The organism is Halopseudomonas sp. L-58 (genome assembly GCF_056859475.1).
Genome location: NZ_JBSXON010000062.1, coordinates 49,541 through 64,727, shown reverse-complemented (window position 1 = coordinate 64,727; position 15,187 = coordinate 49,541). Strand labels below are relative to the sequence as shown.

Genomic DNA, 15,187 nt, shown 5'->3' with positions numbered 1-15,187 from the left:
TCAATCCATCGTTATCGTAATGTTCATGGGCTGCCCATCGCGCTCAAGCGAGACCGACACCGAGCTGGCGCCGGACATCTGGCTGAGAATCTCGCGGTAGTCCTCGATCTGCGAAACCGGTGTGCCATCGACGTCGGTAATCACATCACCCGCCTGCAGACCCGCCGCCTCAAACTCGCGGGCGTTGCGTGCAGGGGACACTTCTATTCCGTACAGGGAACCATCCACCATCACCGGATTGGCGCTGATGACATCGGCAAACCGCTGGGGATCATTGAGCCACGCCTCGCGGTCGATACGGGCCAGACCGCCATCGGGGGCCAGGGTCTGGCTGGAATCAACCTCGGGCAGCGCCGCGGCACGACCGGCACTGCGGGAAGGACGCCCGTTACCAGCCAGCTCATTGCGCTTGAGTCGCAGGGTCTCCAGCTGACCATCTCGCATCAGCATCACCCTGTCGCCCAGCACCTGCTCCAGACGGACCTGCCCGGGCAGCGTCGCTCCGACGCGATAGAGCTTCTCGGGTTGGCCCTGCGTGACCAGAATGGCGGCACTGCGCGCCGGGTCGGGGTCGGCCAGCACGCCCTTGAGCGTCCAGCTGAGCTTGGTGTCGGGCGCGTCTACCACAACAGGCGCACGGTCGGCCTGACCGTAGGGGGACAGCATGGCCAGCTCGCGAAAGCCGGGTCGGGAAACGACACCGGAAGAGGACGCGGAATAAGGAATTGGCTCAATGGCCGGCAACACGCTTTGCGGCTCGATCAGAACCCAGACAAGACGCCCGAGAAGCCACGCCGCAACCAGTACCAACACGCCGCAAACCAGCGCAACAAGGTTTTCCAGCGATAAACGGGCAACCTGGGGCATGCTCTCTCCATGGCAAAGAAACCCGATTCTGATCGGGCGCGGGGCAGTTAGGGGTAAAGGTACTGACCTTTCTTTGCAAAATTATTGTTATACGCCTGCAATGTGTCTGCGAGGCTGTTTCGATTGTCACGATAATGCAATCTCCCGGCAACCCCCCTGAACAGGTTATTCCAGACGTCTCGCGCTAGAGCGATGACGCTAGCGAGCCCTCCGCTGCTGCCAAATCACCCATTTGGGTTATCTCACCGGAAACGACCGCGCAAATATCACCTCAATGGGTGATGCCTCTGTTACAGCAATCCAACCCGCTGATGGCTACGTATCCACGCCCGCGAGAACGTCTCGAAAAGAGACAGGCATTACTTGCCCTTTGCCAGCACTCACCCTTTACTCAAAACCGCAAGAACCAACCAACAACAATCAACTTGCGCATGGAGAACAACAATGACAAGGCTGAAAAAAACGGCGTTGCTGACCATGATGATCAGCAGCCTGACGTTGACAGGTTGTCTGAGTGGTGGTGGCGGTGGATCGTCATCCAACGATCAGGCCGACAATCGGGTCCGGTTGCAGGACCAACGTGTGGAGGAAGGCTTTTTTAACGTGAATGAAGCCGGCTTGCCATTCGATGCCTTGCCGGAATACAGCGACTCAAGCCGCTGGACAGGCGTACTGAACGGTGCAGGCTACCGCATTGAAGTACCGGCAAACTGGAACGGTATGCTGGTGATGTACACCCACGGTTTCCGCATCAACAACGTCGACCAGTTGACTGTAGACACCCCACCCATGCGCCGCTATCTGCTCGAAGAGGGCTACGCCTGGGCAGCCTCCAGCTACAGCGCCAACTTCTACGATGTGCGTGCCGGTCTGGAAGATACCAATGCCCTGGCCCTGGCGTTCACTGATATTGCCGCCGAAAACGGCCGCACACTGGATACGCCGGATAAATACTACATTACCGGTGTTTCCATGGGTGGTCACATTGCTGCGGCGGCGGTAGAGCGGGAGACGCTGGCGACAGCCAATAATGTCGTCAATTACTCCGGTTCCGCACCGATGTGCGGCGTCGTCGGAGATACCGAGCTCTTCAATTTCTTTGCAGGCTACACCATCGCGCTTGCAACACTATCCGGTAACCCTATTGATGAATTCCCTTTGACCCAAGAAGAAGCTGCAACGATCGTAGCCAACGCCCGCACTGTGCTCTGGAACGACTACACCACGAACAAGTTTCAGAGTGGCCTGACACAGCAAGGGTTGGCGTTCTATCAGACGCTGAAGAACCTCAGTGGCGGTGAGCGACCGATGTATCCAATCAGCTTTGGCCTGTTCCAGGACCTGCTGCAGGGCTTTGCCGGATCAGACGGCACTGTCGACGGCATTTTGCTGGATAACGTGGTCGACACCAACGCCATTACCTATCGCTTTGAAAGCGAGTTGGGCGAGCCCTTAACCACAGACGAAATCAATTTCAACAGCATGATCGTCAAGGCCACAGCAACAGAGGGTGCCAACGATCTGCGCGATGACGGCCTGCGCTGGATTCCGAAGGTCAATGGCGAGTTTGATGTACCCGTTGTCACCGCACATACCATTGGTGATCTGTTTGTGCCGATTCTGATGGAACAGGAATACGCGCGGCGCGCAGCAGAAAATGGCAGTGACGACCTGCTGGTACAGCGCGCTATACGGGCTCCCGGCCACTGCGACTTTACCGAAGCAGAGTTCACTGCCACCCTGGCGGCCATGCTTGACTGGGAGCAAGGCGGGTCGAAACCAGGCGGCGATGACTGGCTGACGCCCGCCACCGTGGCGGCGGAAGACTTTGGCTGCACTTACACCATTGACGGACCGGTCGCAGAAGGGAACTATCCGCGCGCGGGCCTGCCATCCTGCACACCTGACTGATCAGATAGACACAGTCCTGTCGCCGCCGGGGCTCAGCCCTGGCGGCGTTCTTCATCTACCGCCAGACGCCGAACAAACTGCTTGACGTTGGTTTGAGCGCGCAGCTCACGAACATTTTCGGCCAACTCCCTGACCTCATCGGCTGGCAGGCTACCGTCCAGCTCCCGCTGTACGTCAGCCCACAGCCCGCGTACCTTGCCGGTCGCCCGACCCGCCATACGCACCAGCGAAGGCAGACGTTCGGGGCCGAGTACGATCAGCGCGACTACCCCGACCACCAGCCATTCCGTCATGCCGTTACCGAACATGCGGCACCGGCCTCAGGCGCGCGAGCGCGTTTCGCTGCGCTCGGCAACCTGCTCCTGGACATCCATGGTCAGTGCATCGCGAGCTTCGTCGGTATCGCGCACCGCCTTGCGAAAGCCGCTCAAGGCGCCCCCCAGGTCGCTGCCGATATTACGCAGGCGCTTGGTACCAAACAGCAGCATGACAATTACCAGCACGATCAGCAGAGAGCCGATACTGATTCCACCTACACCCATGATACTTTCTCCATAAAAACCGGGGTCAGCAGCTGCCGACCCCGCAATGACCCAGCATTTTTTCTATCCGGGCAGCGCCGGCAGCGCTGCCTGAATAACGTCTCAGCTACCGACAATACCGCCATCGTTCTTCCATACCACGACCGTGGCCGAGCGTGGCGGACGGGTTGCCGGCATGAAGTCCGGCCAGCTGCTGGTGTAGTTGCCGGCAGCAAAGTCGGTGGCGCTGGTGCCCTCACCCGGATGCTGAACATTGATGAACAGCGTCCGCTGGTCCGGGGTCATGGTGATACCGGTGATCTCCTGATCAATCGGTCCGACCAGGAAACGCTTGAGATCGCCGGTAGTCGGATCGGCAACCAGCATGGCGCAGTTGCCGAAGGGGTCCGTGTAACCGCTGTCCATCTGAATCCAGACGCGGCTGTCGGGGTCAATCCACAGACCATCCGGCGAGCTGAGGATATTGTCTGCGATCAGCACGTCGCCGTTCGGGTCATAACCGATATTGGTGTCGACGCCGCTCTCGCCGCTGTCGCCGCCAAACAGGAAAATGTCCCAGCTGAAGGTCGTCGCTGCCTGCTCACCACCGTCTTCCTTCCAGCGGATGATATGACCGTGGCGGTTGGTAACCCGCGGGTTGGCTTCGTTGACGTTGCCGGCGTTGCGGCTGGTGTTGTTGGTCAGGGTGAAGTAAACATCACCATTGGCCGGGTCAACCGCGCCCCACTCCGGGCGATCCATCGGGGTAGCGCCCATGAAGTCGGCAGCCAGGCGGGTGTTGACCAGCACGTCGGCCTGACTGGTGAAGCCGTTGGCTTCGTCCAGACCGTTCTGGCCGTAGACCAGCGGCAACCACTCGCCGGTGCCGTCATCATTGAACCTGGCGACATACAGAGTGCCTTCATCCAGCAGGCTGCCATTGGCGGTCGCCGCGTTGTAGTTCGCCGCAGTGACAAACTTGTAGATGTACTCGAAGCGGGAATCGTCGCCCGAGTAGCAGACGACCGGCTTGCCCTCTTCAGCCGGGGCAAAAACCACACCCTCGTGACCGAAACGGCCCATGGCGGTGCGCTTCTTCGGGTTGCTGGTCGGGTCGAACGGATCGATCTCGACCATCCAGCCGAAGCAGACCGGCTCGTTGCGATAGTCATCCGCGGCGGTTGCACCCTTGATGCTGGCATCGAAGCGGACAAACTCGTCCGCACCGTTGTCAGCCAGTTCCCAGGCATAACGGCTGGTCGCGCCGGTCTGCACACCGTAACGGGAATGCTCGCGCGGGTTATCACCCTTGTTGGTGAAATAGCCGGCCCAGTTCTCCTCGGCGGCCATGTAGGTGCCCCAGGGCGTATAGCCATTACCGCAGTTGTTCAGGGTGCCGCGGGTCATGGTGCCGTTCGGGCTGTAAAGCGTCTTGACGAAATCACTGCCGCGAACCGGACCATGGATCTCCATCGGCGTCAGCGCGGTGATACGGCGGTTCAGCGCATCCGGCTGAACGCTCCACTCGTTGTTGGCAGCCTTGACGATGCGGACCACCGATACGCCGTGGGCGTTGGCTTCCTTGCGTACCTGGTCAGCCGGGCGCTCGCCATCAACCAGCGGCGGCAAGGCACTGCTGGTGAGCGCAAGCCCTTGGGCTGCGGCGTGCATCAGGCGGGGTTCGACATACTCGTGATTGAGCACCAGCAGGCCGTCATCGGAACTGCCATCAATCGGGTAAAAATGCATGCCGTCGTGGTGTGAGCCAACCTGCTCGGCCTGATCGGCACCAGTGCTGTTGACCGAAAATGAAGGGAAGCTGCCCAGAATCGGCGTACCCCAGGGGATGATCACCTGGTAGCTGTAGCCCTCCGGAACGACAATCTCGTCTGCGCTGCTGACAGCAACGGCGGAAAAGCCCAGCAACGGAGCGGGTGACGGCGAGCCGCCATTGTCGTCGCTGCTGGAACTGCTCTTGCAGCCAGCCAGTCCCAGACCGAAAAAGCCCAGGGCAGCCGCACCGGCGCTACCCTTGAGCAGCTGGCGGCGGGCAAGACGGGCCTCCAGCACGCTGGAGAACAGACGGTTCATCTGTCGGTTGCTAAGGGGTTCATCACCCTCACCGTGATCGATGATAACCAACTGGTCACGTTGTTCGATGGACATCGGTTCCTTCCTCTCAGGTTTGGATTGCTTGGAAACCCGAACAGGATGGCGAGCGAACGTGACAGATCAGGCAATGAACGATGAACTTTCAGCGGCGTGCCGAAGACATGTCCAAGTCTCTTTTATGACAATGCAACACTGCAGAAACAACCATTACAGTTCCATTGCCGGCAGCATGCGGCGACTGTATGCAAGTACGCACGACCGGCTGGTGCCGGCTCCCTCTGGCAGGGTGATACCTGCCAGGCGGCAACAACCTGCCCAACTGCCGGACCTGCGCATAGCCTAGTCATCCTTACTGAGCAGCTTGCCGAGAGTAGCCCTGAGTTTGCCGGCCTTCAGCGGCTTGTTGAGCACGATGATGTCCATCTCTCGGGCAATCTGCCGACAGGCTTCGCTGTGATCTGCGGTAATCATGATGGCCGGCAGTTCACGGGCATAGCGCGCTCTGAGCGCCGCTACCGCTTCACCGCCGGTGCGGTTGTCATCCAGATGAAAGTCCACCAGCAGCGCATCTGGCGGGTGCGCCCCCAACCGAGCCTGCGCCTGCTCCAGATCGACGGCAGTCAGCACCTCGGCACCCCACTGCTCCAGCAGGCTGCGCATGCTCTGCAGAATGATCTGCTCGTTATCCAATACCAGCAACCGGCGCCCCTGCAGCGGCACCTCGATTGAACTGAGCAGTTGGCTGGCCTGAGCATTGCTTCGCTGAGCGGCAGCGACCGCCAGCGGAATACTGACCGAGAACATCGAGCCCCGGCCCAGGCGTGACTGCACCTCGATGCGGGCATTCAGCAGCCTTGCAATACGATCGACAATCGCCAGTCCCAGCCCGACACCGCGACGCTGGCCGGACCGCTCCACGTCCAGTTGATTGAACTCCTGAAAAATGCGCTTGAAGTCGCTGCGTGCGATACCACGACCAGTGTCCCAAACCTGAATACACAGCTCACTGCCGCGTGTCCGGCAGCCAACCAGCACGCCACCGCGTTCGGTGTAGCGAATGGCGTTGCTGATAAAGTTGCGCAGGATCCGGCTGAGCAGGCGGTAATCGGTACGCACCACCTGATCACCAAAGCGCCCGCGCAGGCCCACTCCGGCGGCCTCAGCCACGCTGCCGAACTCACACAACAGCGGCTCCAGAATGTCGGCTACCGCGCAGTCACCGCAATCGGGCTGCAGATTCGGCTGGTCCAGCCGCGAGATATCCAGCAAGTCGCTGAGCATGTCTTCGGCACTTTCCAGCGCCGTGTGCGAACGCTCGACCAGCAGACCCGCAGCTTCATCCAAGGGGGTCTCACGCAGGGTAGAGATCAGCAACCGCGCGGCATTGAGCGGCTGCAGCAGATCGTGACTGGCCGCTGCCAGATAGCGGTCCTTGCTGCGATTGGCCTGCTCGGCAGCATCTCGCGCCTCGCGCAACTCACCCTGGGTACGCTCGTGCTCGATAATCTCGAAACGCAGGCTTTCGTTCAGCGCCTCCAGCTCCCGGGTGCGCTGCAGGACCCGCTGTTCCAGTTCATCGTTCAGTTGCTGCATTGCCTGCTGCGCCTGCTTGCGCTCGGTCACGTCGGCAACAAAGGCTTCAATCACATGGTCGGAAGCGTCAGGGCGCAGCAGAATGTTCATGCGTACGTCCATCAGGCTGCCGTCGGCACGACGCAGCCGGGTTTCATAGCCGGTCAGTTCGCCCTTGCGCAGCAGGTGATTGCGAATGCGCTGGAATTCCTCTGCCCCCTCGATGAAAAACTGCTCGGCCAGCGAGCGCCGGGCGTGCACCAGCGCACTGACCGAGTCATAACCAAGCATCCGCGCCAGCGACTGGTTGGCTGCCCGCAGGCCATCCGTCAGGCTGGCCTGAAAAATCCCGTGCACCGCATTCTCGAACAGCCACTTGTAGCGGTTGCGCTCGTCCTCCAGCTCCTCAAGCCGCGCCAGCAATTCCGGGTAGTAGCTCTTGCGCGAGGACTGCGACCCCAGCCCCAGCAGCCCCGTCAGCACCTCACGGCGCGGATCAGAGGGCTTCGGCATAGACCACCTCGACATCCTGCAGACTGGATTCACGCGGATTGGTCAGGATGCAGGGGTCATCCATCGCGTGCAGCGACAGGGTGCGCAGGTCGCTGGTATCAACGCCATGCATGCGCAGACTCTGGTGAAAGCCCATTGCCTGTTTCAGCTCGATCAGATGTTGAACCAGCCGCTGGCGCACCTGCGGAGTAGTCATTCCGCGGGTATCAATGCCCAGAGTATTGGCGATCACCTTGAAGCGCTCCGGCGCGGCGTCAAAATTGAACGCCACCACATGTTCGACCAGGATCGCGTTGCATAGCCCGTGCGGCAGATCAAGGAAGCCGCCGAGGCTGTGTGACATGGCGTGTACAGCGCCAAGAATGGCGTTGGAAAACGCCAGCCCCGCCTGCAGGCTGCCGAGCATGATCTGCTCGCGCAGGGCAATGTCCTGCGGGTTCTGGATCATCTGTACCAGATTACCGTTAAGCAGGCGCATCGCCTCCAGGGCATGAGCGTCGGTCATCGGCCCGCTGCCGGTCGAGACGAAGGCCTCAATGGCGTGCACCATGGCATCGATTCCGGTACAGGCAGACAGGAAGGTGTCCATGGTTGACGTGGTTTCCGGGTCGATCAGCGACACATCCGGCACCACCGCCTTGCTGATGATGGAGAACTTCACCTTCTCCTGCTGATCGGAAATGATCACGAACTGCGACACATCGGCCGAGGTACCGGCGGTGGTCGGAATGCAGATCAGCGGCGGAATCGGCGCACGAATGGTATCGACGCCTTCAAATTCGAGAATATGTCGATCATGCGCCACGGCAATGCCGATGGCCTTGGCGCAGTCGATCGGGCTGCCGCCACCAATGGCGACAATGACGTTGCAGCCTGCAGCCCGGTACACCTCGGCACCATGCATGACCTCTTCGGTGCGCGGATTGGCAGAGACCTGGGTGAACAGGACATAGTCGAGACCCTGCTCCATCAGGCTTTGCTCAACATCGACTACCCAACCGGCGGCCTGCACTCCCGGGTCAGATACCAGCAGCACCTTGCGGGCACCGAAAGTAGAGGCGTAATTGGCGACGGTCTTGCGCGATCCTGCGCCAAAAATAATCTCGGGCGTGACAAACTTGCGCAATTGGCTGACATCGTAGGACATGCTCTGGCATCCGCGTTGTTGTTGTAATGCTGCGTGCTCCAGGGGGCCCCGCAGGCGGTCCCGGCAGACTACCCCAACGAGGCGTTTTTTATAAGCGCCAAGGCGGCGAACTAAGACTGAAGTAGCAACGGCTCGCCCCCTAAGTTGGATGGCTCGCCTGCCCTTGTGCTCGCCAGCATGGGAGCACAACAACAAGGATGAGCCTCCATGTCTGCGCGTCACCCAACGCTCCGTCAGCTTCTGCTGGTCTGTCTGCTTTGCCTGTTGAGCTCAAATCTGCGAGCCGAGAGCCCGCCGGCGCCCGGCTGGCAGCAGGCCGTGCAGCACCTGTTTCCCAGTGCCACCCGGTTGATCGAAAAGCAGGGCAGCCCGCCCGTATATCAGGCATTCCAGCTGGATCAGCTGCTCGGCTACGCCTTTGAGTCAACCGACTACTCCAGCCTGCAGGGCTTTTCCGGTAAGCCGATTCGGCTGCTGATCGGCATGACTCCAGAAGGCAAGCTGACCGGGGTGACCGTGTTGGAGCACCATGAGCCGGTGTTCCTGCATGGTCTGGGAGAACAGGCTCTGTTCGACTTCGCGGGCCAGTACACGGGCCGCAACATCGCCACGCCCATCGTCGTCGGCAGTACCCACGGCGGCAGTGTCGATGGCGATGCGGTGGGTTACATCGACGGCGTCAGCAAGGCCACCGTGTCAGTCGTCATCCTCAACGAAACGGTACTGCAATCGGCGATGACGGTTGCTCGCGCACTGCTGCCGGAGTTTGCCCAGGGACCACAGGCCGTCGCCCGTCCCGAGCGGTTCGAGCCAATGGACTGGCAGCAGTTGCTGACTCGAGGGTTGTTGCAGCAGTGGCAGCTGGATACGCCCGCAGTGGAAGCAGCGCTGGGCAACAGCCTCAATCTGTACCCGGGCTTTTCAGACGATAGCGGCCTGCCGTTCAGCGAGCTGTACTTTGCCTACCTGAACACCCCGATGACCGGCCGCAATCTGCTCGGCGAGGCAGCCTTCAGTCGTTTGCAAGACGAACTGCTGCCGGGCGAGCAGGCGTTGCTGGTGCTCTCACGCGGCCAGTACCCGCACGTGCCGGAAGACTTTATTCCCGCCACCGCGCCCAGTCGTATCAACCTGCTGCAGCATGGCAAGGCGATCGAGCTGCACGACATGAACTTCAACAACGGCATCCTGCTTCCGTTGCTGGCAGCACCGCCAGGCGACTGGCAGGCCAATATCTTCCGCATCAAAACCCACGCGGCATTCAATCCGGTAGAGCCTGCCGCGCTGCAACTCAACGTTACCCTGCGCCGTAACCCGCTGAGCGAGCAGCAAAGTCACTTCGAAAGGGCGTTGACGCTGGAGCCTGGACTGTTCGAGCTGCAAGAGGCCAGCGCAACCGCAGCGCCCACGCCGATCTGGCTGCAGATGTGGCAGCAACGTGCCTGGCAAATCGGCGCTCTGATGCTGTCGCTGGCGCTGGTCACCGCGCTATTCATCTATCAGCAGCGGGTCAGCCGGCACGCCCGCGGCTTTCATTTGCTGCGCGCCGGTTTCCTGCTGTTCACCCTGCTGTTCATCGGGTTCTACGCCCAGGGCCAGCTCTCGGTGGTCAATATTTTCACCCTGCTGCTCGCGCTCTGGCATGGCTTCGAGATCACGGTGTTTCTGATGGACCCGGTGATTTTCATCCTCTGGACCTTTACCTTCATCAGCCTGTTCCTTTGGGGGCGCGGCCTGTTCTGCGGCTGGCTCTGCCCCTTTGGTGCACTGCAGGAGATGGTCAGCTGGCTGGCGAAGAAACTGCACATTCGCCAGTGGAAGATCAGCGAACGCTGGCACCTGCGTCTGCAGTGGCTGAAATACCTCATTCTGGTTGCGCTGATCCCGACCGCTTTCTACTCGCTGACGCTGGCCGAGCGCCTGGCCGAAGTCGAGCCGTTCAAGACCTCGATTACCCTGTTCTTCGTGCGCAGCTGGCCATTTGTGCTCTACGCGGCACTGCTGCTCGGCCTCGGCCTGTTCGTGCACAAGTTCTATTGCCGCTATGTCTGCCCTCTCGGCGCTGGCCTGGCGATCCTCGGCCGGTTGCGCCTGTTCTCCTGGCTGACGCGCATCGACGCCTGCGGCAAACCCTGCCAGCACTGCCACAACAAGTGCGAGATCGGCGCGATCAAACGCAGCGGCGCGATTGATTACGATGAGTGCATTCAGTGTCTGGAATGCATCGTGATACTCAACAACGAAGATCAATGCGTCGCGCAGATCAGCGCGCGCAAGCAGGCGGCACGTGCGCAGCGCGCCGACAACAACATCATCGTCAGCGACTGGGCACCCCAACGCTGAGCTATTGCTCTACCACAACAACAAAAGGACGTAACCATGCACGCTCTTGATCTGAACCACATCCGCTGGAATCAGCTGCCGGGCTTCGAGAACTTCGACTACTGCATTCTCAGTGTCGACCGCCCCAACCAACTGGTCGACGTACTGTTTCACTTTCACGCCCACGATCCCATCGTGCTGCACCGCCACTGCGCGGTGAACCACACCTTCGTTATTCGCGGCGAGCATCAGCTGTTCCACGCCAACGGCAAACTGAAAGAAAGCCGCCCAACCGGCAGCTACACCATCAGCCAGCCAGACACCACGCCCCACCGCGAGTGCGGCGGCGATGGCGGCACCCTGGTGCTGTTCAGCATCCGCGGTACCGAAGGTGTGATGTACGAAATTCTCGATGACCAACAGAACATCATCGCCGCGCTCGACATGGACACCTTTGAAGCCTTGTTCGCAGCCAACAACGACGCAGCATAACGCCGGTGCCGGATGGCCATGAGCATCCGGCCTGATCTCCCGAACCGGGCACAGATGATGGCACCGGCACCCAGAGACTGGAAACATCCTGAATCAGGCAGACAATTGAGCCGCAAGCAACCGATCGTATACTAGGCACATCATTGGCCACTCAAGATCCCCATGTCCCTGCTGATAGCGTTTGCTGTCCTCTCCATTCTGGTTTCCTTCATCTGTTCCATCCTTGAAGCTGCACTGCTGTCCATGACACCCAGCTTCATTGCCCGGCAAAAGGTCGAACGCCCCAGACTTTATCCCAGACTGAAACAGCTGAAAGAAAACGTCGACCAGCCGCTGGCGGCCATTCTGACCCTCAACACAGTCGCTCACACCGTTGGCGCCACCGGCGTTGGCGCACAGGTGACAATCGTGTTCGGTGATGGCTACCTTGGCGTCGCGTCCGCGATCATGACCCTGCTGATTCTGCTGGGCTCGGAAATCCTGCCCAAGACGCTGGGCGCTCGCTACTGGCCGGCACTGGCACCGCTGATGCCCGGCGTGCTGAACAGCATGATCCTGTTGCTGAAACCGTTCATTCTGCTATCCGATCTGGTCACCCGCAGTCTCGGTGGCAAGACGCCGGAACATGACCTGCGTGCCGAGATCAAGGCCCTGGCTAGCCTTGGCCAGGAGCTTGAGTCGCTGGACGAGGAAGAACAGCGAATGATCCATAACGTGCTGGATCTGCATACCATCCGCGCCCGCGACGTCATGACCCCGCGTACGGTCAGCGAAACCCTGAGTCCGGAGCTGACGGTTGCGCAGGCGCGCCAGCGCGTCCAGCACGGCCAGTTCTCGCGTTATCCGGTGCTCGACGAGAACGAAACCCCGCTGGGTGTGCTGTTTCGCGTAGACCTGCTGGCAACCGATGACCGCGAGGCTCTGGTATCCAGCCTGATGAAGCCGGTCAAGGTCGTTCAGGACAGCCAGAATATCGAGGCGCTGATGACCCAGATGCTCAAGGAGCAACAGCACCTGTGTATGGTCTATGACGAGTTCGGCAGCTGGTGCGGTCTGGTGACCATGGAAGACATCATCGAGACGCTGATCGGTCGTCCGATCCTTGATGAAACCGACGAGATTCCCAACATGCGTCGTCTGGCACGCAGGCTGTGGGAGCACCGACTGAAGGCAGCTGGGTAAACGGTTCATCTCGGGTGAGCATGGTAGCTGCCCCAAGGCTGGCAGCGTTAAAACGCCGACTTGGCCAGGCGCAGGTGGCAGAACCATTTCCTGCGCTGATGTTGAGTCAGTATTTCGCCTTCACGGCGAGCCAAAGGGGCCGATTGCCCGGCCCCCCAAGGGCACCCGGCTACGCGGCCCTGCGGGTTCGCTGCGTTGCTCGGCTTGGCAGGGGCCGGCAGAACTCGGCTCTGTGAGCCTCAAACAGGCTGCCGTTCTGTTTCCTGCCAATCCTGTGCTACTCGCCCGCGTAAACGGGACGAACCCGAGTGCACACTCAATCACTGGAGCATTCGGCCGACCGCATTGGCGGAATATTCTGTAGCGTTGCCCGATTTTATGGGCAGAACAAAAAAACCGGTACCCACCAACGCGGGTACCGGTTCAGGCCATCTGGCCAGAAGGGCTGCTCTCGCAGCCCACGCACGATCCAAAAAGCTGTCGATCAGGGTGCCTCGGCTACCCCCGTTGTCATCGCCGCGACACCGTTGTTGCCATGCTCCATCAGGGCATCGTTTTCCAGACTGTAGGGCGTCCACGCGAGCGACTCGGTGCTGGGATCGCCTGTGCGGGCGAAGTTGCTCCACTGGGTCATCAGCAAGTCGGCCATTGCCGAGTCCTGCATACCCCAGCGCATGGAGGCATAGATATCCGCTGCGTCGCCCTGGGTCCCTGTCACACCGTTGTTGTTCAGGTCACCAATCTGCGGCAGGGCATAGGCGTCGGTCAGTACCAGCCCGAGCAGATAGTTCTGCACCATACCGGCCGGATAATTGAACAGGTACGGCAGCTCGCAGCCATGGCAACTGCTCAGCCCCAGATCATCCCAACCCGGCGGCACCCGACTGAAGCGATAGATGTACTGATTGGACTGATACTCGGCGCTGCGCTGCTGCAACCAGATCGGCAAGGCGGCGCGAATCGTGGTGTAGTCGCCGTTGGTCACCCCGGCCATCAGCGGCACATCGCTGGGCATGCCCTGCTGCACATTCCCGTAATAGGTGTTGGGCAGGTAGTAATTGTCCGAGTTGGGCCGATAGGTCTCCCGACGGATGTTGTTGTCCAGGTCTGCCTGGGCAAAGGCCGTCCAGGGCAGCGCCCGCGCCTGCTCCAGAGTGGTGACCCCGGCCCGCTCGAACAGTGCCTCACCAATGGCCTCGGACACTCCCAGCGAATCGGCCGGCGTACTGTCGGTCTCCAGCGGTGCGACGCCACTCTGCACGATTGCCTTGTGGAACAGCCCGACCGCCTGCGGCGAGTTCATCAGCGAGTAGACCTTACCGCCACCACCGGACTGGCCGAAGATGGTGACATTGCCCGGGTCTCCGCCAAAGGCAGCGATATTGTCGCGAATCCATTCCAGCGCCATGACCAGATCCATCTGGCCATAATTGCCGGACCCACCGTACCCACTCTCTGCGCTCAGCAGCGGATGGGCGATGTAGCCGAATGGCCCGAGGCGGTGGTTGACGCTGACCTGCACCACGCCCTTGGTGACCAGCCCGTTAGGGTTGTTGTACTGCGGCGAGTTGGCCGACAGGATGGCGAACGAGCCACCATGGAACCAGACCATGACCGGCAGCCCCTCGGCATCCTTGGGTGCGGTGATATTGAGGTAGAGCGAGTCTTCGCTCATGCCACCTTCATTGACCCGCTCCAGGGTGAAGTCCTGCGCCGACTGATCCGCCCAGGACGTCGCTTCACGCACACCTTCCCAGGGCTCGGCCGGCTGTGGCGGGCGCCAGCGCAACTCGCCCAGCGGCGGTTTGGCGTAGGGCACGCCGAGGAACTGCCAGGTCGAGGCATTGGCCTCAAAGCCGCGCAGCATGCCGCCGGTTGTCTCGATTTCAACCCGAGGGCCCGTCGAACGCTGGAAATGCGCCAACGCATCGGCGGTATCGACAACCTTGCGGGCCCGCGGATCGGTATCGGTAAAGGCACCGACGTCATCCAGTCGCTCCAGCATGGCCGTCAGGCTGTTGCGAAAGTCGGCGCTGGGCTGATCAAAGTTGATATTGCCGGCGTTGAACGAGACTTCCTGGCGGATCTCGTGGGTGATCTGGATGCCATTGTTCAGATTGCCGTCGGCGTCCAGAGTCTGCAGCAGAATCAGCATATTGGTGACACGCTGATCACTGGCCGACTCTGCACCGGCAACAATGCTCAGAGGTGTAAGCTGCTCAGCGCCCACTGCTGATCCCAGATCCAGATCGCCAATGAAGAAGCGGATGGTTTCATCCTCCCGATAGCGGAAGCCACCCTCGGCGTCGGTCTGGCCGACGGGCGTCGTGCTGCCCTGGTAATCCAGCCCGGCCACCGGGCTGTCAATGAACACCCCGGTCCGCGCAGGGTTTGCGTCGGAGCCGCCGCCCCCGCCACCCAAGCACCCCGTCAATGCCAGAAACAGCGGGGTCAAAGTCAACCCCAGCGCGGCTGAGCGCGCTGGTTTACGCACGTTTGAAATACCCATTTTGCACTACTCCCTGTTGCTTGCAGAGCGACAGCACCG

11 protein-coding genes are annotated in these 15,187 nt (G+C 60.6%); 4 read left to right on the top strand and 7 right to left on the bottom strand.

Features of this window, described 5'->3' with window-relative positions:
* Entirely contained in the window at positions 1-867 is an 867-nt protein-coding gene (gene gspC, locus AC13EY_RS10085; protein ID WP_482876682.1) for a type II secretion system protein GspC, read from the bottom strand.
* 363 nt (positions 868-1,230) lie between these two features.
* Here gspC and AC13EY_RS10080 point away from each other — a divergent pair, with 363 nt between their 5' ends.
* Complete coding sequence (locus AC13EY_RS10080) at positions 1,231-2,778, top strand: alpha/beta hydrolase family protein (RefSeq protein WP_482890413.1); 1,548 nt, start codon at positions 1,231-1,233, stop codon at positions 2,776-2,778.
* 32 nt (positions 2,779-2,810) lie between these two features.
* On the opposite strand, the gene tatB is transcribed toward AC13EY_RS10080, so the two are convergent.
* The 5 genes from tatB to ercA all read right to left on the bottom strand — a co-directional run bounded on the left by tatB (position 2,811) and on the right by ercA (position 8,643).
* Positions 2,811-3,086 carry a Sec-independent protein translocase protein TatB gene (tatB, locus tag AC13EY_RS10075; protein WP_088276800.1) on the bottom strand — a complete coding sequence of 92 codons (276 nt, stop codon included), beginning with the start codon at positions 3,084-3,086 and terminating at the stop codon, positions 2,811-2,813.
* Positions 3,087-3,098: 12 nt separating this feature from the next.
* The gene (locus tag AC13EY_RS10070; protein WP_228246294.1) at positions 3,099-3,320 is read right to left on the bottom strand and encodes a Sec-independent protein translocase subunit TatA; all 222 of its coding nucleotides are present in this window, start codon (positions 3,318-3,320) and stop codon (positions 3,099-3,101) included.
* A 102-nt stretch (positions 3,321-3,422) separates the two neighbouring features.
* On the bottom strand, positions 3,423-5,465 hold the full coding sequence (locus AC13EY_RS10065; protein WP_233049280.1) for a PhoX family protein: 2,043 nt from the start codon (positions 5,463-5,465) through the stop codon (positions 3,423-3,425).
* 285 nt (positions 5,466-5,750) lie between these two features.
* A complete protein-coding gene (locus tag AC13EY_RS10060) occupies positions 5,751-7,496 on the bottom strand; it encodes a PAS domain-containing hybrid sensor histidine kinase/response regulator (protein ID WP_233049279.1) in 1,746 nt (581 codons plus the stop codon).
* Positions 7,480-8,643: an alcohol dehydrogenase-like regulatory protein ErcA gene (gene ercA, locus AC13EY_RS10055; RefSeq protein WP_088276808.1), complete on the bottom strand. Its 1,164-nt coding sequence runs from the start codon at positions 8,641-8,643 to the stop codon at positions 7,480-7,482. Before ercA ends, AC13EY_RS10060 begins: the two co-directional genes overlap by 17 nt.
* 207 nt (positions 8,644-8,850) lie before the next feature.
* On the opposite strand from ercA, the gene AC13EY_RS10050 reads away from it, so the two are divergent.
* From AC13EY_RS10050 to AC13EY_RS10040, 3 genes are all read left to right on the top strand, one after another.
* Complete coding sequence (locus AC13EY_RS10050) at positions 8,851-10,986, top strand: 4Fe-4S binding protein (protein ID WP_233049278.1); 2,136 nt, start codon at positions 8,851-8,853, stop codon at positions 10,984-10,986.
* A 36-nt stretch (positions 10,987-11,022) separates the two neighbouring features.
* The gene (locus AC13EY_RS10045) at positions 11,023-11,457 is read left to right on the top strand and encodes a hypothetical protein (protein ID WP_228246298.1); all 435 of its coding nucleotides are present in this window, start codon (positions 11,023-11,025) and stop codon (positions 11,455-11,457) included.
* 162 nt (positions 11,458-11,619) lie between these two features.
* Entirely contained in the window at positions 11,620-12,639 is a 1,020-nt protein-coding gene (locus tag AC13EY_RS10040; RefSeq protein WP_228246299.1) for a CNNM domain-containing protein, read from the top strand.
* 484 nt (positions 12,640-13,123) lie between these two features.
* On the opposite strand, the gene AC13EY_RS10035 is transcribed toward AC13EY_RS10040, so the two are convergent.
* Positions 13,124-15,148, bottom strand: a complete 2,025-nt coding sequence (locus tag AC13EY_RS10035; RefSeq protein WP_482876676.1) for a carboxylesterase/lipase family protein — start codon at positions 15,146-15,148, stop codon at positions 13,124-13,126.
* Positions 15,149-15,187 lie beyond the last annotated feature (39 nt).